The sequence below is a fragment of the Pseudomonas sp. NPDC096917 genome (assembly GCF_044762555.1).
GTDB lineage: Bacteria > Pseudomonadota > Gammaproteobacteria > Pseudomonadales > Pseudomonadaceae > Aquipseudomonas.
The window spans coordinates 1-22,140 of record NZ_JBIWEO010000022.1; the positions used below are offsets into that span (position 1 = coordinate 1).

Annotated in this window: 19 protein-coding genes; 10 read left to right on the top strand and 9 right to left on the bottom strand. The window is 57.0% G+C overall.

Annotated features, from left to right (window positions below):
* Positions 1–168: 168 nt before the first annotated feature.
* Both ACIQYF_RS20720 and ACIQYF_RS20725 read right to left on the bottom strand, forming a co-directional pair.
* Entirely contained in the window at positions 169–1,389 is a 1,221-nt protein-coding gene (locus ACIQYF_RS20720) for a CaiB/BaiF CoA transferase family protein (RefSeq protein WP_402865549.1), read from the bottom strand.
* A 14-nt stretch (positions 1,390–1,403) separates the two neighbouring features.
* Positions 1,404–2,585, bottom strand: coding sequence for an acyl-CoA dehydrogenase (locus tag ACIQYF_RS20725; RefSeq protein WP_402865551.1), 1,182 nt, complete (start codon positions 2,583–2,585; stop codon positions 1,404–1,406).
* A gap of 158 nt (positions 2,586–2,743) precedes the next feature.
* Here ACIQYF_RS20725 and ACIQYF_RS20730 point away from each other — a divergent pair, with 158 nt between their 5' ends.
* The 10 genes from ACIQYF_RS20730 (at position 2,744) to ACIQYF_RS20775 (ending at position 12,658) form a co-directional block, all read left to right on the top strand.
* Positions 2,744–3,640 carry a LysR family transcriptional regulator gene (locus ACIQYF_RS20730; RefSeq protein WP_402865553.1) on the top strand — a complete coding sequence of 299 codons (897 nt, stop codon included), beginning with the start codon at positions 2,744–2,746 and terminating at the stop codon, positions 3,638–3,640.
* Between the two features lie 436 nt (positions 3,641–4,076).
* Complete coding sequence (locus tag ACIQYF_RS20735; RefSeq protein ID WP_402865555.1) at positions 4,077–5,198, top strand: Re/Si-specific NAD(P)(+) transhydrogenase subunit alpha; 1,122 nt, start codon at positions 4,077–4,079, stop codon at positions 5,196–5,198.
* 11 nt (positions 5,199–5,209) lie between these two features.
* Positions 5,210–5,533 carry an NAD(P) transhydrogenase subunit alpha gene (locus ACIQYF_RS20740; protein WP_003438157.1) on the top strand — a complete coding sequence of 108 codons (324 nt, stop codon included), beginning with the start codon at positions 5,210–5,212 and terminating at the stop codon, positions 5,531–5,533.
* Positions 5,530–6,966, top strand: a complete 1,437-nt coding sequence (locus ACIQYF_RS20745; protein ID WP_402865558.1) for an NAD(P)(+) transhydrogenase (Re/Si-specific) subunit beta — start codon at positions 5,530–5,532, stop codon at positions 6,964–6,966. Before ACIQYF_RS20740 ends, ACIQYF_RS20745 begins: the two co-directional genes overlap by 4 nt.
* A 180-nt stretch (positions 6,967–7,146) precedes the next feature.
* A complete protein-coding gene (locus ACIQYF_RS20750) occupies positions 7,147–8,637 on the top strand; it encodes an acetyl-CoA hydrolase/transferase family protein (RefSeq protein WP_402865560.1) in 1,491 nt (496 codons plus the stop codon).
* 317 nt (positions 8,638–8,954) lie between these two features.
* Positions 8,955–9,170, top strand: coding sequence for a DUF1127 domain-containing protein (locus ACIQYF_RS20755; RefSeq protein ID WP_402865562.1), 216 nt, complete (start codon positions 8,955–8,957; stop codon positions 9,168–9,170).
* A gap of 345 nt (positions 9,171–9,515) precedes the next feature.
* The gene (locus ACIQYF_RS20760) at positions 9,516–9,833 is read left to right on the top strand and encodes a DUF2388 domain-containing protein (protein ID WP_402865564.1); all 318 of its coding nucleotides are present in this window, start codon (positions 9,516–9,518) and stop codon (positions 9,831–9,833) included.
* 226 nt (positions 9,834–10,059) lie between these two features.
* Positions 10,060–10,353, top strand: coding sequence for a DUF2388 domain-containing protein (locus ACIQYF_RS20765; RefSeq protein ID WP_402865566.1), 294 nt, complete (start codon positions 10,060–10,062; stop codon positions 10,351–10,353).
* A 26-nt stretch (positions 10,354–10,379) separates the two neighbouring features.
* Entirely contained in the window at positions 10,380–10,700 is a 321-nt protein-coding gene (locus ACIQYF_RS20770) for a DUF2388 domain-containing protein (protein ID WP_402865568.1), read from the top strand.
* On the top strand, positions 10,697–12,658 hold the full coding sequence (locus ACIQYF_RS20775; protein WP_402865570.1) for a DUF4105 domain-containing protein: 1,962 nt from the start codon (positions 10,697–10,699) through the stop codon (positions 12,656–12,658). Before ACIQYF_RS20770 ends, ACIQYF_RS20775 begins: the two co-directional genes overlap by 4 nt.
* 24 nt (positions 12,659–12,682) lie before the next feature.
* On the opposite strand, the gene ACIQYF_RS20780 is transcribed toward ACIQYF_RS20775, so the two are convergent.
* The 7 genes from ACIQYF_RS20780 to ACIQYF_RS20810 form a co-directional block, all read right to left on the bottom strand.
* Positions 12,683–13,570, bottom strand: a complete 888-nt coding sequence (locus ACIQYF_RS20780; RefSeq protein ID WP_402865572.1) for a response regulator — start codon at positions 13,568–13,570, stop codon at positions 12,683–12,685.
* A 164-nt stretch (positions 13,571–13,734) separates the two neighbouring features.
* A complete protein-coding gene (gene phoU, locus ACIQYF_RS20785) occupies positions 13,735–14,496 on the bottom strand; it encodes a phosphate signaling complex protein PhoU (RefSeq protein WP_402865574.1) in 762 nt (253 codons plus the stop codon).
* 110 nt (positions 14,497–14,606) lie between these two features.
* Complete coding sequence (gene pstB / locus ACIQYF_RS20790) at positions 14,607–15,440, bottom strand: phosphate ABC transporter ATP-binding protein PstB (protein ID WP_402865576.1); 834 nt, start codon at positions 15,438–15,440, stop codon at positions 14,607–14,609.
* Positions 15,441–15,552: 112 nt separating this feature from the next.
* Positions 15,553–17,223, bottom strand: a complete 1,671-nt coding sequence (gene pstA, locus ACIQYF_RS20795; RefSeq protein ID WP_402865578.1) for a phosphate ABC transporter permease PstA — start codon at positions 17,221–17,223, stop codon at positions 15,553–15,555.
* A 15-nt stretch (positions 17,224–17,238) separates the two neighbouring features.
* Positions 17,239–19,524 carry an ABC transporter permease subunit gene (locus tag ACIQYF_RS20800; RefSeq protein WP_402865580.1) on the bottom strand — a complete coding sequence of 762 codons (2,286 nt, stop codon included), beginning with the start codon at positions 19,522–19,524 and terminating at the stop codon, positions 17,239–17,241.
* A 166-nt stretch (positions 19,525–19,690) separates the two neighbouring features.
* Positions 19,691–20,677: a phosphate ABC transporter substrate-binding protein PstS family protein gene (locus tag ACIQYF_RS20805; protein ID WP_402865582.1), complete on the bottom strand. Its 987-nt coding sequence runs from the start codon at positions 20,675–20,677 to the stop codon at positions 19,691–19,693.
* A 161-nt stretch (positions 20,678–20,838) separates the two neighbouring features.
* Complete coding sequence (locus ACIQYF_RS20810; RefSeq protein ID WP_402865584.1) at positions 20,839–22,128, bottom strand: MFS transporter; 1,290 nt, start codon at positions 22,126–22,128, stop codon at positions 20,839–20,841.
* Between the last annotated feature and the right edge of the window lie 12 nt (positions 22,129–22,140).

Consider the following 22,140-nt stretch of genomic DNA (forward strand, 5'->3'; position numbering starts at 1 on the left):
CCAACTCATTGATACACAAGGAGTTTTCCGTTTCGACTGCGCCGGAAGTGGGGCGAATTATAGGCCGTTGAAAATTTGAGTCAAGGGCTAATTGAGCGACTCTATCAATTAACTTCAAATCGACGAAAATATACCTATATAGAGGGGGCTAACGCCCCCTCTATATAGCTACAGCACACCCGACTGTCGCAAAGCCTCCAACACACAGGGTCGCAACCCAAGCACCCGCGCTAAAACCTCTTGGGTATGCTCACCCAATAAAGGCGGAGCATTGCGATATTCCACAGGTGTTTCAGAGAGCCTGATAGGGCTTCTAACTTGCGGCACCAGACCTGCCAGCACATGCGGCAAATCAAATGCCAGCCCGCGAGCCTGTACCTGAGGATCCGCAAACACTTGCGCCAAGTCATTGATCGGCCCGCAAGGTACCCCTACAGCCTCCAACTGTGCGACCCACTCCGCCGTTGTCTTGAAGACAGTTGCCTGCCGGATGAGCGGCACCAGCACAGCCCGATTGGCCACCCGTTGCTTGTTACTCGCAAAACGAGGATCATCCACCCACTCCGGCCGACCCGCCACTTCAGCAAACTTGCGGAATTGACTGTCGTTACCCACCGTCAGAATGAAGTCACCATCAGCAGTCGGAAAATCCTGATACGGCACAATATTCGGGTGAGCATTACCAAGGCGCTTAGGAGAAACACCTGTCGTCAGATAATTCATCGCCTGGTTCGCCAGGCACGCGACCTGCACATCCAGCAGCGCCATATCGATATGCTGCCCTCCCCCATCATGCTGCCGATGAGCAAGCGCCGCCAAAATCGCGACCGTAGCATACAGCCCCGTCAGAATATCCGTCAGCGCAACACCGACCTTCACCGGCCCAGCCCCTTCCTCACCCTCAGGCCGACCGGTCAGACTCATCAGCCCACCCAGCCCCTGAATCATGAAGTCGTAACCCGCGCGTTTGGCATAAGGCCCCGTCTGACCAAACCCGGTAATCGAGCAATAAATCAGCTGCGAATTGACCTCCTTAAGCGACGCATAGTCCAACCCATACGCCTCCAAGCCGCCCACCTTGAAGTTCTCGATCAAAATATCGGACTTCGCCGCCAACTCTCGCACCAAGCGCTGACCTTCAGGCTTGGTGAAGTCGATCGTCACCGATTGCTTATTGCGATTGGCCGACAGGTAATAAGCCGCCTCGCCCGTGCTCTCACCATAAGCATCCTTGAGGAAGGGTGGCCCCCAGGCACGGGTGTCGTCACCATTGCCCGGACGTTCCACCTTGATCACCTCGGCGCCCAGATCCGCCAGAATCTGCCCCGCCCAAGGCCCGGCCAATACTCGCGACAAATCCAACACCCGCAAATGCGATAAAGCACCCATGAGCCAAGCTCCTATTAATAGAACGCCTGCAGACCCGTCTGCGCACGCCCAAGAATCAAGGCATGCACGTCATGCGTCCCTTCATAGGTATTCACCACTTCCAGGTTCACCAGGTGACGCGCCACCCCGAACTCATCCGAGATGCCATTGCCGCCCAGCATGTCACGCGCCATACGGGCGATATCCAGCGACTTGCCGCACGAGTTGCGCTTCATGATCGACGTAATCTCAACCGCCGCAGTGCCTTCATCCTTCATACGCCCCAGTCGCAGGCAACCCTGCAGGGCCAGCGTAATCTCGGTCTGCATGTCAGCCAGCTTTTTCTGGATTAACTGCGTCGCCGCTAACGGACGGCCGAACTGATGGCGGTCCAGCGTGTATTGGCGCGCTGTGTGCCAGCAAAACTCGGCAGCCCCCAAAGCGCCCCACGAGATTCCGTAACGCGCCGAGTTCAGACAGGTAAAAGGACCTTTCAACCCGCGCACATCCGGAAAGATGTTCTCTTGCGGCACAAACACGTTATCCATGACGATTTCGCCAGTGATGGACGCGCGCAGACCGACTTTGCCATGAATCGCCGGTGCACTCAGCCCCTTCCAGCCCTTTTCCAGAACAAAGCCACGAATGTCGCCTTCGTCATCTTTCGCCCACACCACAAACACATCGGCAATAGGACTGTTAGTGATCCACATTTTGCTGCCCGTCAGGCTGTAGCCGCCATCCACCGAGCGCGCACGAGTAATCATCGCGCCAGGATCAGAGCCATGGTTAGGCTCAGTCAGACCAAAGCAGCCAATCCACTCGCCCGACGCCAGCTTCGGCAAATACTTCTGCTTCTGCGCTTCAGTACCGAACTCATTGATCGGCACCATCACCAAGGAGGATTGCACACTCATCATCGAGCGATAACCCGAGTCAACGCGCTCAACCTCACGAGCAATCAGGCCGTAACTGACATAGTTCAGACCACTGCCACCGTACTGCTCAGGAATCATCGCCCCCAGCAAGCCCGTCTCACCCATCTCGCGAAAGATCGCCGGATCGGTCTTCTCATTACGGAAAGCTTCAAGCACACGCGGCGCCAGCTTGTCTTGAGCAAATTGCTCAGCGCTGTCACGCACCATGCGCTCTTCTTCAGTGAGCTGCTGATCCAGCAACAGTGGATCAATCCAGTTGAAGCTTGCTTTACCCGCCATGAAAGAACCCTCGCGAAATAGATCAAATGTCGTTGGCCGATCCTAGGCCCCTCTATATAGGAAGCACAAACGAGGATTCAGCACGGCGTTGTGATAATTTCTCACTCCGTGACGAGCTTAAACGCCATTTCTGCCCACCATTAGTGAGGAAGCCGTACATGCGCCGCAAGATCCCCAGCACTACAGCCCTGATCAGCTTTGAAGCGGCCGCACGCCATGAAAGCTTTACCAAAGCCGCACACGAGCTTTCCCTCACTCAAGGCGCCATTTGCCGACAGATAGCCAGCCTCGAAGAATTCCTGAGTGTAGAACTCTTCAAACGCTCCAAACGTGGCGTAAAACTGACCGAAGCAGGCCTTTCCTACAGCAGACGCGTTGCGACCCAACTCGATGCGGTAGAGCGGGATACGCTGTCCGTAATGGGCCAACAAGGCGCCAACACCATAGAACTGGCCGTCGTCCCAACCTTCGGCACGCAATGGCTACTGCCTCGCCTCAAAGACTTCCAGCAACAGCACCCCGACGTCACCGTCAATCTCACAAACCGCACGCGCCCCTTCCTGTTTGCCGACACCGACTTCGATGCCGCCATCTACTTCGGCGATGCCGACTGGTCGGGTACATCGTCTCACCGCTTGATGGGGGAAAACCCACTCCCTGTGTGCAGCCCTGCACTACTCGGCTCACATCAAAGCCTCAGTGCCCAGACCATTGCCCAATTGCCCCTGCTGCAACAAACCACCCGCCCCTACGCCTGGCGCCAATGGTTTAACGCGCAAGACATCAGCGTACCGCGCGACATGACCGGCCCCCGCTACGAACTGTTTTCGATGCTGGCCCAAGCGGCCATACACGACATGGGCGTCGCACTGATCCCTCCTTTCCTCATTCAGCGCGAACTGGCCGAAAAACGCCTGGTGATTGCCAATCAGCACACATTGCCAAGCACCAAGGCTTACTACCTGATGATTCCCGAACGCAAGATCGAGTCTGCTTCGCTGCAGGCCTTTCGCGACTGGCTTATCAAGCAGGCCGAGGCCTACAGCCTGATTTGAAAGCTCGCATCGTCCAAACAAGTTATGTAGTGACACCTTAAAAACACCTACAGATATACATAAATGTCGCCTTTTAACACGCATGACTTAAGTCTAACTGGACAACCCTGAAGGCCAGTAACCACGCGGCTTACAGGGTATTTCTGAAAGTTATGCAGCGATAACCAAAAGAAATGTGAAAAAAAATCAAAAACAACCTCAAATCTCTACAGCCCCCGTACAACAAGGCTTACAGCCGACAATTGCGACATTCGGTCACTGCATGACTTGTAGTTTAAATTCCGTCACCCTTCATAAGTTCTTGAAAGCCCCAAAAATCGCCAGCAGAATGCCGCGCCCCACCTCATATTTGGTGGGATCGTGCTGATCGGCCGCCCCAGCCGCACCACCCGTAGTGCGCTGGCTTTCTTATAAAAGATCACGCAGGAGATATGACGTGCACATTGGTGTTCCTCTCGAAACCCAAACGGGTGAAACGCGGGTTGCTGCAACCCCGGAAACCATCAAGAAGCTGATCGGCCAAGGCCATAAGGTGACTGTTCAAACTGGCGCAGGCATTAACGCCAGCGTAACTGACAGCGCTTATGAAGCCGCAGGCGCAACTATTGGTAGCGCTACAGACGCCTTTGGCGCTGAGCTGATCCTCAAAGTAGTTGCCCCAAGCGACAGCGAATTGGCCCTGATCAATAGAGCAGCCGTGCTGATTGGCATGCTCAACCCGTTCAGCAATGAAACCATTGCCAAACTGGCCGAGCGTGGGATCACCGCCTTCTCCCTTGAAGCCGCTCCCCGCACCTCCCGTGCGCAAAGTCTTGATGTGCTTTCATCCCAAGCCAACATTGCCGGTTACAAAGCCGTATTGCTGGCCGCGCATCACTATCCGCGCTTCATGCCAATGCTGATGACCGCCGCAGGCACAGTAAAAGCCGCCCGCGTGCTAATTCTCGGCGCAGGTGTTGCCGGGTTGCAGGCCATTGCGACGGCCAAACGACTGGGTGCTGTCATCGAAGCTTCTGATGTGCGGCCTGCGGTAAAAGAGCAGATCGAATCGCTGGGCGCTAAGTTTGTCGATGTCCCTTACGAGACTGACGAAGAACGCGAATGCGCCGTCGGTGTTGGCGGTTATGCGCGCCCAATGCCCGCCAGTTGGATGCAACGCCAGGCGCTGGCCGTGCACGAACGCGCTAAACAGGCCGATATCGTCATCACCACCGCGCTGATCCCCGGCCGCAAGGCGCCTGTGCTGTTGAGCGCCGAAACCGTTGCGCAAATGAAGCCAGGCTCAGTGGTCATCGACCTCGCCGCAGCTCAAGGCGGCAACTGCCCGCTGACCGTGGCTGATCAGGTGGTCGTCGAAAACGGCGTAATCATTGTCGGCCCGACTAACCTGGCCGGAGAAGTTGCCGCTGACGCATCAGCGCTGTACGCCCGCAACCTGCTGGACTTCCTCAAGCTGGTCTTCACCCCCGAAGGACAGTTCCAGATCAACCTTGAAGACGACATCGTCGCCGCGTGCCTGATGTGCCGCGACGGTCAAGTCGTGCGCAAAAACGGCTGAGGATAAAAATAATGGAAGAGCTCATCTCCCCCGGTATCTACAACCTGATCATTTTCGTACTGGCTATCTATGTCGGTTACCACGTGGTCTGGAACGTAACCCCTGCACTGCACACCCCGTTGATGGCCGTCACCAACGCCATTTCTGCGATTGTCATCGTCGGCGCCATGCTCGCCGCCGCATTGACTGTCACACCATTGGGTAAAACCATGGGCACCCTGGCGGTTGCACTGGCAGCCGTAAACGTATTCGGTGGTTTTTTGGTCACCCGGCGCATGCTGGAAATGTTCAAGAAGAAAGCACCTAAAGCTAAAGAAGAGGTGCGCAAGCCATGAGCATGAACCTGGTCACTGTTCTCTATCTGGTTGCGTCAATCTGCTTCATCCAGGCCCTTAAGGGCCTGTCGCACCCCACCACCTCACGCCGCGGCAATCTGTTCGGCATGCTCGGCATGGGCCTGGCCGTTCTGACCACCATCGGGCTGGTCTATAAGCTGGGCGCCGAGATTGCGACCGCAGGCATCGGCTATGTGATTGTCGGCCTGTTAGTCGGCGGCACTGCTGGCTCGATCATGGCCAAGCGCGTTGAAATGACCAAAATGCCTGAACTGGTCGCCTTCATGCACAGCATGATCGGCCTCGCAGCAGTGTTTATCGCCATCGCCGCCGTGGTAGAGCCGCAATCGCTGGGCATCGTCAAGCACTTGGGCGACGCTATCCCGGCGGGCAACCGTCTGGAGCTGTTCCTGGGCGCAGCAATTGGTGCGATCACCTTCTCTGGCTCGGTTATCGCGTTCGGCAAATTGTCGGGCAAATACAAGTTCCGCCTGTTCCAGGGCGCCCCTGTACAGTTCAGCGGTCAACACAAACTGAACCTGGTGCTGGGTCTGACCACACTGGGCTTGGGCATCACCTTTATGCTCACCGGCAACCTCAACGCATTCGCGCTGATGCTGGCCCTGGCATTTGTATTGGGTGTGCTGATCATCATCCCGATTGGCGGCGCCGACATGCCGGTCGTGGTGTCGATGCTTAATAGCTACTCGGGCTGGGCCGCAGCCGGCATCGGCTTCTCGCTGAACAACTCGATGCTGATCATCGCCGGTTCGCTGGTGGGTTCTTCAGGCGCCATCCTGTCGTACATCATGTGCAAAGCGATGAACCGTTCGTTCTTCAACGTGATCCTCGGCGGCTTTGGCGGCGCAGCAGATACGGGCGGCCCGGCCGGCGCTCAAGAAGCCCGTCCGGTCAAATCCGGCTCGGCTGACGATGCAACCTTCCTGCTGACTAACGCTGACACCGTGATCATCGTTCCGGGTTACGGCCTGGCCGTGGCGCGGGCACAACACGCCCTCAAAGAGCTGACCGAAAAGCTGACTCACCGCGGCGTTACTGTGAAATATGCGATTCACCCAGTAGCAGGTCGGATGCCTGGCCACATGAACGTTCTGCTGGCAGAGGCAGAAGTGCCTTACGACCAAGTGTTCGAAATGGAAGACATCAACTCCGAGTTCGGCCAAGCCGACGTGGTGTTGGTGCTCGGTGCCAACGACGTGGTCAACCCGGCCGCTAAAAACGATCCGAAATCGCCGATTGCCGGCATGCCGATCCTAGAAGCCTATAAAGCCAAAACCGTCATCGTTAACAAACGCTCCATGGCCAGCGGCTACGCAGGCCTGGATAACGAACTGTTTTATCTGGATAAAACCATGATGGTCTTTGGTGACGCGAAGAAGGTGATTGAAGATATGGTCAAAGCCGTCGAGTAACATCCAGACCTTGCAACAACGAGAACCCCGGCGCTTAATTAACCGGGGTTTTTTATTTCCCGAAACATCCCGACCAAAGGCTCTAAATCGGCCTGCGGCATTCGACCATGGTAGCGGGACGCTGCGCTTTGAAAATGAATAGACTGCGCATCTTGCTTCCGTTGCCCGAGATAACAATCCATGTACCGTGAACGTATTCGCCTGAACTCCCTGCACGATAAGGTTATGAGCGCCGAAGAAGCCGCCGCCCTTATTAAAGACGGCATGACCGTCGGGATGAGCGGTTTTACCCGTGCCGGTGAAGCCAAAGCCGTCCCGCAGGCTCTGGCCGAGCGGGCCAAGCTCGAACCACTGAAAATCACCCTGATGACCGGCGCCAGCCTGGGCAACGACCTCGACAAGCAATTGACCGAAGCCGGTGTACTCGCACGACGCATGCCTTTCCAGGTCGACAGCACACTGCGCAAGGCGATCAATGCCGGCCAAGTCATGTTCATCGACCAGCACTTGTCCGAAACCGTTGAGCAACTGCGTAATAAGCAACTCACGATGCCGGACATCGCCGTCATCGAAGCCGTTGCCATTACCGAGCAAGGCCACATCGTGCCCACCACCTCGGTCGGCAACTCCGCCAGCTTCGCGATTTTCGCCAAACAAGTGATCGTCGAGATCAACCTGGCGCACAACCCGAACCTGGAAGGTCTGCACGACATCTATATCCCGACCTACCGCCCGACTCGCACACCGATCCCACTGGTAAAAGTCGACGACCGCATCGGCAGCACTGCAATCCCGATCCCGGCTGAAAAAATCGTCGCGATCGTGATCACCAACAAACCGGACTCACCGTCGACCGTGTCCGAACCCGACCATGAAACGGATGGCATCGCTTTCCACTTGATCAACTTCCTCAAACAGGAAGTTGCCGAAGGCCGCATGACCAACAAGCTGGGCCCCCTTCAGGCCGGCATCGGCAACATCGCCAACGCGGTGATGTGTGGCTTGATCGACTCGCCGTTCGAAGACCTGACTATGTACTCCGAAGTACTGCAGGATTCGACCTTCGACCTGATCGACGCAGGCAAGATGAGCTTTGCATCGGGCAGCTCGATCACCTTGTCCGAGCGTCGCAACTCCGACGTGTTCGGCAACCTTGAGCGCTACAAAGACAAACTCGTGCTGCGTCCGCAAGAAATCTCCAACCACCCTGAAGTGGTTCGCCGCCTCGGTATCATCGGAATCAACACCGCGCTGGAGTTCGACATTTACGGCAACGTAAACTCCACCCACGTGTGCGGCACACGGATGATGAACGGCATCGGCGGCTCGGGCGACTTCGCACGTAACGCGCACCTGGCGATCTTCGTGACCAAGTCGATCGCCAAAGGCGGAGCAATTTCCAGCGTTGTGCCTATGGTCAGCCACGTTGACCACACCGAACACGATGTCGACATTCTGGTGACCGAGCAGGGCCTGGCCGACTTGCGTGGCTTGGCACCGCGTGAGCGCGCTCGCGTGATCATCGACAACTGTGTGCATCCAGACTTTCGTGAAGCCCTGAACGACTACTTCACTAAAGCTTGCGCCATTGGCGGCCACACCCCGCACATCCTGCGTGAAGCCTTGAGCTGGCACATCAACCTGGAAGAAACCGGGAAAATGCTGCCGTAACACGCGGACTAGACAACCGCCGGAGAAAACACTGTTTTCCCGGCGGTTTTTTTATGCCAAACAGACAAAAACTGTACTGCTGTACTGGTAATTTCCTACCCTGATCAGGCCTTCCTCCTACTAAAAAAGCCAATCTCGCACCAAATTAGTGCTGACAGGTACAGTTGTGCTCATTTTTGGCCGTACAGCACCTATAAACAGTTAACTGGCCCATCGCAATACAGTTGAACTGTATCTACAGAGCCTGGACAGAGAGGAGGATCATTGGCATCAGTTAAACCACTAGCCAATGCCGCCACAAGCGGAAGGATGCCGTCATGGAACGTACACTCAGTTCCGATCTGTTCAGCGAAAGCAACACTGTCAACACCAAGGCTTCGATGCCTCTGCGCGTACTTGCCAACCTGATGTTGTGGCAGCGCCGTATCTCCAGCCGCCATCAATTAGCTCGCCTGGATTCGCGTCTTCTGGCTGATGCCGGTATCAGCGAAGCACAGCGTTACGAAGAACTGAGCAAGCCGTTCTGGCGCTAATGAGCGCTCGCTGGCCCTGACCATCGGTCCACTGCCAGCACCCAGAATTGAAAAAACAAAACCCGTCGCGGGCAATCGCGACGGGTTTTGTCGTTTCAGACGCCTGATTTCAAAGGCGTGCCAGCAGATAGATACAGTTTTAACAAATCAAAAAACAATAAGTACAGTTAACCAAAAGTCTGATCCAGAGCATTATTCCTACGCCAATTGTCAAAACAACCTTTGCGCCAATCAGCCCTGCGCCTACTATTCGCCCCATAACCGAAATGTTGTGCTCGCTTCTACAAGGGCCACGTTGGCTTCATAACCGTCTATTTTTATATGTTCATATTCTGGAGTAACACCATGCCCACTCTTCGCCTGTTTGGTGCCGCTGCTTTGCTGACACTTGCTGCTAGCGCCAGCGCATCCAGCTTCATCGTCACTACCGATGCCATCGTGAACGCTCTCAAAGCCACCTCCGACCTGACTTCGGACGCCACCGGCTCCCTGCGCAACAACAAAATTGTGCGCGAAGCCCGGGACGACGCTGCCAGCTTCGTCGCAAGCGAAGGCGTTATTCGCGGTGTGAAACTGGAAAGCGCATTTGACACCATTCGCCAGCAAGCACCTCAACTGCAAGCCACCGATGCCCAACTGGCGCAGGCCATTCTGGCGATCTGATGGTTCATGCCCGCTTCATCACTTGTGGGAGCGGGCTTGACCGCAATGGTATCGACGCGATTTAACAGAAAAAACGTGCCGTCTGCATCGCTGCCAAGCCAGACCCCACAGGTTTCGCACCACCGCCACGCCTCGTGTCACCGAAAAGATGAAGATCCCGGCCCCGTACTGGTTCTGCCCCGGCCATTGCGCTAGCCTTGGGCCTCGATCACACAGAACGAGACCCATGCGTTTTTCTTTATTAGCTCTGCTTGCACTCTGCTGGACCCACTCAGCTTTCGCCTTCGATACGACCACCCAAAATGTGGTGCTCAGTGGTTACGTCACCAGTAAAGTGACGTCCGCCCCTTTCGATAACAAACTGATATGTGCCGCCCAGGATGACGCCGCCGTCTTTATTGCCAGTGATGGCCAACGACGAGGAGCACAGCTGGAGTCTGCCTTGCGCTACCTGCGCCAGAATCAGCCAAAATTGAGTGCCTCCGACCTTGAACTGGCACAAGCAATTCTCGTCCAATAAGCACCCGCGTTTTCTGGAGATGTTTCATGCGTAACCCTTTAATTGTCGCCACCCTCGGTCTGTTGCTGATCGCCGATATGGCGCAGGCACACACCGTCGTGCAGACCAGTAACATCATCGTGCGCGCGTTTGGTCGCACCATCGACTTCACATCCGACACCACCACGTCCATTCGTGACTCTAAAGTAGTTCGTGAAGCCCACGACGACGCAGCCACATTCGTTGCCAGCGAAGGCACTATTCGCGGTGCGCAACTGGAGTCAGCCTTCAACACCCTGCGTGACCGGGTGCCTGAAGCGCGTAACGCCAGCGACCACGATCTCGCTGAAGCTATCCTCGCTCTGTGAAACAACTGACTGGCTGGCTTGCGGCATGCGCCCTGCTGCTTATCGCCAATAGCGCGCACGCAGCCCTCCATTTGCAGCTCAAGACAGATGGCCTCACACCTGCGGAGCAGCAAGCCAGCCAGGCGCTGCTCAACGAAGCCATGCAAAAGCTTCCACCGCGCTTTATCGAGCAACTGGATCGTCAGATTGTGGTTGGCTGGAGCGATGACATGCCCAGCAACGCTTACGGCCAGGCGTCATTGGTATCTGAGCTGGACTTGAATCGCAGCTTGCTGGCCGGCCTGACCGATGGCTCGGCCGCGGCCCAAAAGACCAACCGCCCTCACGGCACCGTGCGCCAGGAAATGCTTGCCACCGTGCTGCACGAACTGACCCACCTCTACGACCGCGCTCGCTTCTGGCCAGCTGCAGAGCGTGCCGTCATCCAGCGCTGCACACGACAAAACAGCAGCGCGGGGCTGATTGGCCTGCCAGACCAATGCCGCGGACAAACCGAGCGCCGCTACACCCTCAGCGATGACCCTCGCCTGCTTGACCTGGCCGGCTGGCAACAATATGTAGGTCGCCGTGGTGAACGCGAACAAGACAACCACCAGATCGTGCGCAGCCCCGATCTGTATGAAGTCAGCAACCCCAAAGAATTCGTCGCGGTCAACATGGAGTACTTCCTCCTTGACCCAGCCTATGCCTGTCGGCGACCCGCACTGTATCGCTACTACAAAGAACGATTCGGCTGGGCCCCCGCCGCCAAGGACGAATGCCCCAAAGCCTTCCCCTTCCTGAATGCCGGCAACGACTTTGGCAAACAACCGCTCGGCAGCGTCGACCCAGAGCGGGTGTACGCCGTCGACTACCTGCTGGCCGAGGCCAATCAGGAATGGGCCAGCCGTTGGGGTCACAGCATGCTGCGCCTGGTGATTTGTGCTCCCGGTCGTCCACGCGGCCCGGACTGCCGACTCGACCTACAAGAACACTTGGTGCTGTCCTACCGGGCATTCGTTAACGACGTACAGCTTTCCAGCTGGGACGGCCTAACGGGCGCCTACCCTTCGCGGCTGTTTGTACTGCCGCTGGCTCAAGTCATCGACGAATACACCAAGACCGAACTGCGCAGCCTTGCTTCGGTGCCGCTCAACTTGAGCCGCCCGGAAATCGAAGAAGTGGTTGAGCACGCCGCCGAGATGCATTGGAGCTATGACGGCAACTACTACTTTGTGTCCAACAACTGCGCAGTCGAAACCCTGAAACTACTGCGCAGCGGCAGCGACAACGCACAACTCAAAGGCTTGGACAGCATCGTGCCCAACGGCCTGCTTGAAGTGCTCAAGGCCCGAGGTCTGGCAGACACCAGCGTGTTGGACGATCCCCGCGAAGCCCTGCGCATGGGCTATCGCTTTGACTCCTACCGCGACCGCTATCAAGCCATGTTCAACGTTTTGAAAACCCGCCTGCCGATCCAGCAAAAAACAGTCGAAGACTGGATGGCCCTGAATGCCGACGCGCGTCGTCCTTGGTTTGAACAAGCCGACCTGCGTGCCAGCGCGGCCATGTTGCTACTCGAACAAGCCAGCTTCCGGCGCCAGCTGTTATTGGCTCAAGACGAAGTGAAACAAAAGTACCTGGGCGCGCGCGGGATCAAAGATGGCGGCATGGATAAAGCCAACAAAACCCTGCAAGAAATACTCGCCAGCAGCGGCTTCCTCAGCCGCCCGGCCGAGCTACTTGGCAGCAGCGGCTATGGCCTGCCACAAGCCAAAGAATGGGAAATGCTTGAATCCGAAAGCAGCCAGCGCCAGAAACAACTGCTGCGCCTGACGGGTGATCTGGACAAAGAAGTGCGCAGCTTGCTGGAGCCTGCCCGAGCCGCCGAAATCGCCGCCACCGAAGCCAACGTCAAACAGATTGCAGAACACCTGCGCGCGATTCATAAAGCCTCGGGTGGCCTGCAACTCCCGTAGCCCACAGGATTGACGTCGCACACGTTATGCACCCGGCACAAAGTGCTTTTGCGCTGTGCCGTGGGCGATCAACCGCGACAGGTAATTCATTTTCTCGGCATCCTGATCCACAAAACGGAAGGTCAGTTGCAACCAGTCGCTGTCAGGTTTGGGCTCGTACGCCACAATGGCATGCAGATAGCCGTTCAAACGCGCCACCTCGCCCCGCTCGCCTTGCTCAAGGTCCAATACCGCGCTGGCCAGCACCTGTGGCAGTACTTCGCCACGACGCACCACCAGCAGCGCCTCCTTGAGGCTCAGGGCTTTAATCACACAAGGCTGGGTGCCCGAGGGCAAACGCAGTTGTCCTTGACCACGACCCGCCAGTGTCTGGGCAGCCGGTTTGGCCACGGGAGCGGGTGCCTGTGCTGAACGCGCCGCTGGCGAAGGCGCCACAACCTGCGCCTTGCCGCCCGTCAGCGCATTCAGTGAATCATTTGCCAGGGCCGTGCTGACTCGCGTCGGCGCGCTGGCCATCACCGCTTCCAACAGACCAGCCTTGGTGAAGGCTTTTTTCACTTTGGTCAGCAGTTGCTCATTGGTGAACGGCTTGCTGACAAAGTCCGAAACGCCCGCCTGGATCGCCTGCACCACGTTCTCTTTGTCACCCCGACTAGTGACCATGATGAAGGGCAACGTTTTCAGGCTGTCCTGCTCACGGCACCACGCCAGCAACTCAAGGCCGGACATCTCCGGCATTTCCCAGTCGCACAGCACCAAGTCAAATGGCTCGCGGATCAGCAAGGCCTGGGCTTTGCGGCCGTTGACCGCGTCTTCAATCCTGATACCGGGAAAATAGTTACGCAGGCAATTTTTCACCAGATCGCGAATAAACGACGCGTCATCCACCACTAACACACTGACCTTGCTCATCGACTGCTCCTTTAAAATCCTGACAACCATGCGCCCAATGATGGCTAACTGCCAAGACCGATCAGCACCTCCGACAACCCGACGGTTCACGAAGCGCCTCGAATATGAACACCAGAAACCAAAACGCCCGGCAATGAGCCGGGCGTTTTTTGTCTCGGGCAATCTTATTTATCGTCAGGCAGCGACTCAACATTAACTTTATTGGCGCCAGTGCCCTCAACCTCTTCGCGCATACGCTTGAGGCCCATGTGCCGTACGTCAGTGCCGCGCACCAGATAAATCACCAATTCCGAGATATTGCGCGCATGGTCGCCGATACGCTCCAACGAACGCAGCACCCAGATGATGCTCAATACACGCGAGATCGAACGCGGGTCTTCCATCATGTAGGTGGCCAGCTCACGCAAGGCTGTCTTGTATTCGCGGTCGATGATTTTGTCGTACTGCGCGACGGACAACGCCAGCTCAGCGTCGAAGCGGGCGAACGCGTCCAGCGCATCGCGCACCATGTTGCGCACCTGATCGCCAATGTGGCGCACTTCCACGTAGCCGCGTGGGGCTTCACCCTCTTCACACAACTGAATCGCTCGGCGGGCGATCTTGGTCGACTCATCACCAATGCGCTCCAGATCGATCACCGACTTGGAGATGCTGATGATCAAACGCAAGTCAGAAGCCGCCGGTTGGCGACGAGCCAGAATGCGCAGGCACTCCTCGTCGATGTTGCGTTCCATCTGATTGATCTGCTCATCAATCTCACGCACTTGCTGAGCCAACCCTGAGTCAGCCTCGATCAACGCAGTGACAGCGTCGTTAACCTGTTTCTCGACCAGACCGCCCATCGCCAGCAAGTGGCTGCGCACGTCTTCGAGTTCCGCGTTGAACTGAGCGGAAATGTGATGGGTGAGGCCATCCTTTGAAATCATGGTCTTGCTCCGCAAAAGCCTCAAGCGACAAGCTTCAAGCTACAAGTTAATGGTGTCGTTACGCCGATCTGCTTTCTCTTGCCGCTTACAGCCACGGCTTGCAGCTGCGTCTAGCCGTAGCGCCCAGTGATGTAGTCTTCGGTCTGCTTTTTGGCCGGGTTGGTGAACAAGGTGTCGGTATCACCGTACTCAACCATTTTGCCCATGTACATGAACGCGGTGTAGTCCGAAACCCGGGCTGCCTGCTGCATGTTATGCGTCACGATCACGATGGTGAACTTGGACTTGAGCTCGTAGATCAGCTCTTCGACTTTCAGTGTCGAGATCGGGTCGAGTGCCGAACACGGCTCATCGAGCAACAACACTTCGGGTTCGACTGCGATGGTCCGGGCGATCACCAAACGCTGTTGCTGGCCACCGGACAAACCCAGCGCCGATTCGTGCAGACGGTCTTTGACCTCATCCCACAGCGCCGCGCCTCTGAGTGCCCACTCAACCGCTTCGTCAAGAATGCGCTTTTTGTTGATGCCCTGAATCCGCAAGCCATACACCACGTTTTCGTAGATGGTCTTGGGGAACGGGTTAGGCTTTTGAAACACCATGCCCACGCGACGGCGCAGTTCAGCCACGTCTTCGCCTTTACGGTAGATGTTGTGGCCGTACAGGTTGATCTCACCCTCTACGCGGCAACCATCCACCAGGTCGTTCATGCGATTGAACGTGCGTAGCAGCGTGGACTTGCCACAGCCAGACGGGCCGATAAACGCCGTTACCCGTTGCTTGGGAATGTTCAGGCTCACGTCGTACAGCGCTTGTTTTTCGCCGTAGAAGAGGTTCAGGCCCGGCACTTCAATGGCGACGGTTTCGTCAGCCAGGCTCAGGCTTTGTTTGCTGCGACCCAGGGCCGACATATTGATGCCGTGGGCTGAGGAATCATGCTGCATGGGCTCACTCCGTTCGTAGCTGCAGGCTTCTGGCTGCAAGCTGCAAGTGTTTAGCAAAAGCGGCGGCGGCATTGAACTTGCCGCATGTAGCTTGCCGCCTGGGGCTTATCTATCAGCTATCCAGCGCCTTGTACTTCTCGCGCAAGTGGTTGCGTATCCACACGGCTGACAGGTTCAACGTCGCGATCACCAGCACCAGCAGCAGCGCGGTGGCATACACCAGCGGGCGGGCCGCTTCAACGTTCGGGCTCTGGAAGCCAACGTCATAAATGTGGAAGCCCAAGTGCATGATCTTCTGATCAAGGTGCAAGTAGGGGTAGTTGCCATCCAGCGGCAGCGAAGGCGCCAGCTTGACCACGCCCACCAGCATCAGCGGCGCAACTTCACCGGCCGCACGGGCCACCGCCAGAATCATCCCGGTCATCATGGCCGGGCTGGCCATCGGCAGCACAATCTTCCACAGCGTCTCGGCTTTGGTCGCGCCCAGCGCCAGTGAGCCTTCACGCACCGTACGCGGGATGCGCGCCAGCCCTTCTTCGGTGGCCACGATTACCACCGGCACTGCCAGTAGCGCCAAGGTCAGCGAGGCCCACAACAGGCCCGGCGTGCCAAAGGTCGGCGCCGGCAAGGCTTCGGCGAAGAACAGTCGGTCAACCGAGCCGCCCAGTACGTAAACAAAGAACCCCAGACCAAACACCCCGTAAACAATCGCCGGGACGCCAGCGAGGTTGTTGACCGCGATGCGAATCACCCGGGTCAACGTGTTCTGCTTGGCGTATTCACGCAGGTACACCGCCGCGAGCACGCCGAATGGCGTCACGATCACAGCCATGATCAAGGTCATCATCACGGTGCCGAAAATCGCCGGAAAAATCCCGCCCTCAGTATTAGCTTCACGTGGGTCCTGGCTCAGGAACGCCCAAATGTTGCTGAAATACATCGCCAGCTTCTGCCAACTGCTCATGGCATTCGGCTGGTAAGCCTGGACCACTTTGCCAATGTTGATTTCCAGCTCTTTGCCGTTGGCATCACGGGCCGTGAGGCTGTCGCGGTTGAACTGGGTGTGCAAGTCGCTCAAGCGCTCTTCGATGGCTTTGTAACGCGCATTCAGCTCGGCACGGCCAGCGTCCATATCGGCTTGCGCTGCCGCATCCAGATTGCCGGCCAACTCCAGCTTGCGGCCATGTAGACGAATGCGTTCAAGCCCGGCGTTGATGGCGCCAATGTCTTTCTTTTCCAACTGGCTGAGTTGCGATGCCAGATCATTAACGCGTTTGACTCGGGCTTGCAGCTCAGGCCATGCCGCCGCACCTTCTGCCACGACCTTGCCGTTTTCTTTCACATTGACCAGGTAACCGTAGAAATTGCCCCACTCGCGGCGCTCAATGGCCATCAGTTCAGGCGGCGTGGTCTCACCGGTCAACCATTCACCGACCACCCAGGTAAAGTCGTTGCCGTTCAGATCACGGTTACCCACCTTGATCAGCTCGCGCGTCATGAACTCCGGGCCTTGTGCAGGCACCGGCAAGCCAGCACTTTTGAGGCGCTCACGCGGCACTTCTTCTTTTTGCACCACTTCGCCGATAACCAGATGATTGGCATCACCGGGCACGTCGTAGTGCGCGTGGATCAGATCGGCGGGCCAAAAGTGACCCAGACCGCGCACGGCAATCACCGACAGCAAGCCGATGGTCATGATGACGGCGATGGACACTGCACCACCGCTGATCCAGACGCCGGGGGCGCCGCTCTTGAACCAGCCTTTGAGGGAGTTCTGTTTCACAGACTTCTACCTTCCTTAAAGCGACGAATATTTCTTGCGCAGACGCTGACGAATCAGCTCAGCGAGGGTGTTCATGATGAAGGTGAACAACAGCAGCACCAGCGCCGAGAGGAACAGTACGCGGTAATGACTGCCGCCCACTTCCGACTCCGGCATCTCTACTGCCACGTTCGCCGCCAAGGTGCGCAAGCCTTCGAACAGGTTCATTTCCATGACCGGGGTGTTACCCGTGGCCATCAACACAATCATGGTCTCGCCGACCGCACGGCCCATACCGATCATCAGTGCCGAGAAGATCCCCGGGCTGGCGGTCAGGATGACCACGCGGGTCATGGTTTGCCACGGCGTGGCCCCCAACGCCAGCGAACCCAGGGTAAGGCCGCGCGGCACGCTGAATACGGCGTCTTCAGCGATCGAGTAGATGTTCGGAATAACCGCAAAACCCATCGCCAGTCCCACCACCAGAGCGTTGCGCTGATCATAGGTAATGCCCAGGTCATGGGAGATCCACAGGCGCATGTCGCCACCAAAGAACCACGTTTCCATGTGCGGGCTCATGTACAGCGACAGGCCACACACAAACAGAATCACCGGGATCAGGATCAGACTTTCCCAGCCCTCTGGCACACGCAGGCGAATCGATTCAGGCAGGCGGCTCCAACCAAAGCCCGCCACCAGAATGCCAACCGGCATCAGCACCAGCAGGCTGAAAATACCCGGCAAGTGACCTTCAACATAGGGCGCCAGGAACAGGCCCGCGAAGAAGCCCAGGATCACCGTCGGCATGGCTTCCATCAGCTCGATGACCGGCTTGACCTTGCGGCGCAGGCTCGGCGCCATGAAATAAGCGGTGTAGATTGCAGCGGCAACGGCCAGCGGTGCGGCCAGCAGCATGGCGTAGAACGCCGCCTTCAACGTACCGAAGGTCAATGGCGCAAGGCTCATCTTCGGCTCGAAGTCGGTGTTGGCTGCGGTCGACTGCCACACGTATTTAGGCCCGTCGTAGTTCTCGTACCAGACCTTGCTCCAAAGCGCGCTCCAGGACACTTCCGGGTGCGGGTTCTTCAAGGTCAAAGGCAGCAGCTTGCCGCCCTCTTCCACAATGATCCGGTTAGCGCGTGGCGACAGCGCCATGACGCCAGGGCCTTCAGCAACTTTTTCGACCAGCAAGGTACGGTGCGCAGTGCTGTGGAACACACCGATTTCACCGGCGGCATCCAGGGCCAGGAAGCCCTTGCGACGTTGCTCAGCGGTAATCTCAACAATCGGCGAAGTGCCCATATGGAAACTGCGGATGTGCTTGAAGCGCTGCTCACCATCCGGATCACGGGCCATGAACCACTGGCTCAGGCCGCCGCTCGAATCACCGAAGATCAACGAAATACCGCCCACCAGCTGCGTGCTGGCAGTGATTTCGGTGTTGGCATCTTCCAGCAACTTGTAACGACCATTCAGGCTCTTGTCGCGCAAGCTGAACACATCAGCCTGGGCACGACCGTTCACCACATACAACCACTGCTGACGCGGATCGACATACAGCGCCTTGACCTTCTCGGTCATCTGCGGCAAGTCGATACGGTTCTCAGATTTCGTGACCTCGCCGGTCATCGCGTTTTCTTCGCTGCTCAACGACAGCACGCTCAGCTGCGAACCCGACGAACCCGCAATCACCAGCGTTGAATCGTTGACGCTGAGGTTCACGTGATCCAGCGGATGCCCTTGCGGGTCAAGCGTGATCGGGTCTTGGCCATAGGGGTATTCAATGGCCGGCGAGATGGTCTTTTTGCCATCCGGGTAGCTGACTTTATAGGTGTGACGGAACACCAGCGCCTGACCATTGGACAGGCCCAGAATCACCACCGGGCTGCCGGGCTGATCTTCGCCGAGCGACGTCACATGCGTATCAGCTGGCAGTGGCAAATCCAGCCGTGAAAGCTCTTTGCCATCCTTCACGCTAAAGAACAACACCATGCCCTTGTCGGACACTCGCATCCCTACCTGATTCTGCTCCTCAACCGAGATCATCAGCGGCTTGCCAGCGTCCTGCATCCAGACAGGCGTAATCGCCGGCTTGGCATTCAGGTCTGCGCCCTGAAACAGCGGGTACACCACATAACCGAGAAAGAAGAAGATCAAGGTAATTGCGCCCAGCACGGCAAGACCGCCGATAAAGACATACCATCGGGTCAGGTGATCTTTGAGCGCGCGAATGCGGCGCTTGCGCTGCAATTGCGGCGTATTGAAGTCAATGCGCTTGGGAGCGGATGTCGTAGTCATTGTGGAATTGGCCAGATCATTCATGCGCACACCCTAGCGGTCCTATATGACAGAAAGATGACAAAGCGGTGACGCAAAAAAGCCGCCGCGCAATAGTGCTGGCAGCTAAGTGAAATATTAGTGGATGCAGGGACGCGTTAACCCGCCCCCTGCATCACGCCTGAAACCACGTTCAGGCGTTTACGGCGTCTTACTTGCCTTCATGCAGGCCCAAATCAGTCAAGGCCTTGGCAGCCACTTTGGCTGGCAGCGGGATGTAGCCGTCTTTGACGACCACTTCCTGACCTTGTTTGGACAGAACCAGCTTGATGAACTCGGCTTCCAGCGGGTTCAACGGCTTGTTAGGCGCCTTGTTCACGTACACGTAAAGGAAACGCGACAATGGGTATTTGCCGTTCAGTGCATTTTCTTCGGAGTCTTCGATGAACTCAGTGCTGCCTTTTTTGGCCAGCGCTACAGTTTTCACGCTAGCGGTTTTGTAACCGATGCCCGAGTAACCGATGCCGTTCAACGAGGAACTGATCGACTGCACAACCGACGCAGAACCGGGTTGTTCGTTCACGTTTGGCTTGTAGTCGCCTTTGCACAGGGCTTCTTCTTTGAAGTAGCCGTAAGTGCCGGATACCGAGTTGCGACCGAACAGTTGAACGGGCTTGTTGGCCAGATCGCCGGTCACACCCAGGTCGCCCCAGGTTTTCACGTCAGCTTTAGCGCCGCACAGACGAGTCGACGAGAAAATGGCGTCAACCTGTTCCATGGTCAGGTGCTGGATCGGGTTGTCCTTGTGCACGAACACCGCCAGGGCATCCACAGCCACCGGCACTGCGGTTGGCTTGTAGCCGTACTTCTGCTCGAAAGCAGCCAGTTCGGTGTCCTTCATTTTGCGGCTCATCGGGCCCAGGTTAGAGGTGCCTTCAGTCAGCGCAGGTGGCGCGGTGGCAGAGCCAGCGGCCTGAATCTGGATGTTTACGTTCGGATATTCTTTCTTGTAAGCCTCAGCCCACAACGTCATCAGGTTCGCCAGGGTATCGGAACCAACGCTGGAGAGGTTGCCAGACACACCGGTGGTCTTGGTGTAAGCCGGGATAGTCGGATCTACACCCGTCGCAACTGCGTTAGCAGCCGCAACACCCGCGGCGACAAAAGTCAGGGCCGCCATCACACGCTTCAGTTTCATGCCTTACTCCTAGCAAACCGGGTTAGATGAATCGGGGCCAGTATCAGCAGGCCATGTGACCACTCTATGAACCGATTGTGACAGTTAGATGAAAGGCCATCATTGAGTTACACAATGATGGCCTTCGAGGAGAGGCAGAAAATGTAGAGCGAGTAAGCCGATCAGCGCCCCTTTTTCCACAGATAAGCGCCCACACACAGGCCCATCAGGGAAATAATCGCCACGTAATACGCCGGGCCCATCGGGCTTTCTTTGAGTAACAAGGTCACGGCCATAGGCGTCAGGCCGCCAAAGATGGCGTAAGCCAGGTTGTACGAGAACGACAAACCGCTGAAACGCACCACAGGCGGGAAGGCTTTAACCATCACATACGGCACCGCGCCGATGGTGCCTACAAACAGACCGCTCAAGGCATACAGAGGGAACAGCCAATCAGGGTGCTGCAACAGGCTGTGATAGAAGACCCACGTGGTCGCCAGCAATGCAGCACACCCCACGACGAATACTTTACCGGCGCCAAACCGGTCAGCCAAAGCACCCGAAGCGATGCAGCCCAAGCTCAGAAAGACGATGGCCAGGCTGTTGGCTTGTAACGAAGTGGTAGCCGAAAAGCCGTACACCGTTTGCAGCACAGTTGGCGTCATCAAGATGACGACGATGATCCCGGCCGACAGCAACCAGGTCAGCAACATTGAGACCACAATCGCACCACGATGGTCACGCAGGACGGTTTTGAGGGGGACTTCTTCGGCCAATGCCTTACGCAGTTGCAGCTCGGCAAACACCGGGGTTTCGTGCAGCCAGCGGCGCAGGTACACCGAGAACAGCCCAAATACACCGCCCATCAAGAAAGGAATCCGCCAAGCGTAATCAGAGACCTCAGCCGGGGTGTAAATCGTATTGATTGCTGTGGCCATCAATGAGCCCAGCAAAATACCCGCCGTCAGACCACAGGTCAGGGTGCCGCAGGCGTAGCCAACGTGACGTGGCGGCACGTGCTCAGCCACAAATACCCATGCACCGGGCACTTCACCACCAATGGCCGCGCCCTGGATGACGCGCATCAGCAGCAAGAGAATCGGTGCCCACATCCCGATCTGCGCATAGGTGGGCAGCAGGCCCATGATCAGGGTCGGTACGGCCATCATGAAGATGCTCAAGGTGAACATCTTTTTACGCCCCAGCAGGTCGCCGAAGTGTGCCATGACGATGCCGCCCAATGGGCGCGCCAGATAACCTGCGGCAAAAATACCGAAGGTTTGCATCAGGCGTAGCCACTCCGGCATGTCCGCTGGGAAAAACAACTTGCCGACCACCGTGGCAAAGAACACAAAAATAATGAAATCGTAAAACTCTAGCGCCCCGCCCAAAGCAGACAGCGACAACGTTTTGTAGTCATTACGGGTTAACGGTCTCGAAGGCGGCGCTGCGCTGGAGGGCTCAGTCATCATGGGGTAATACTT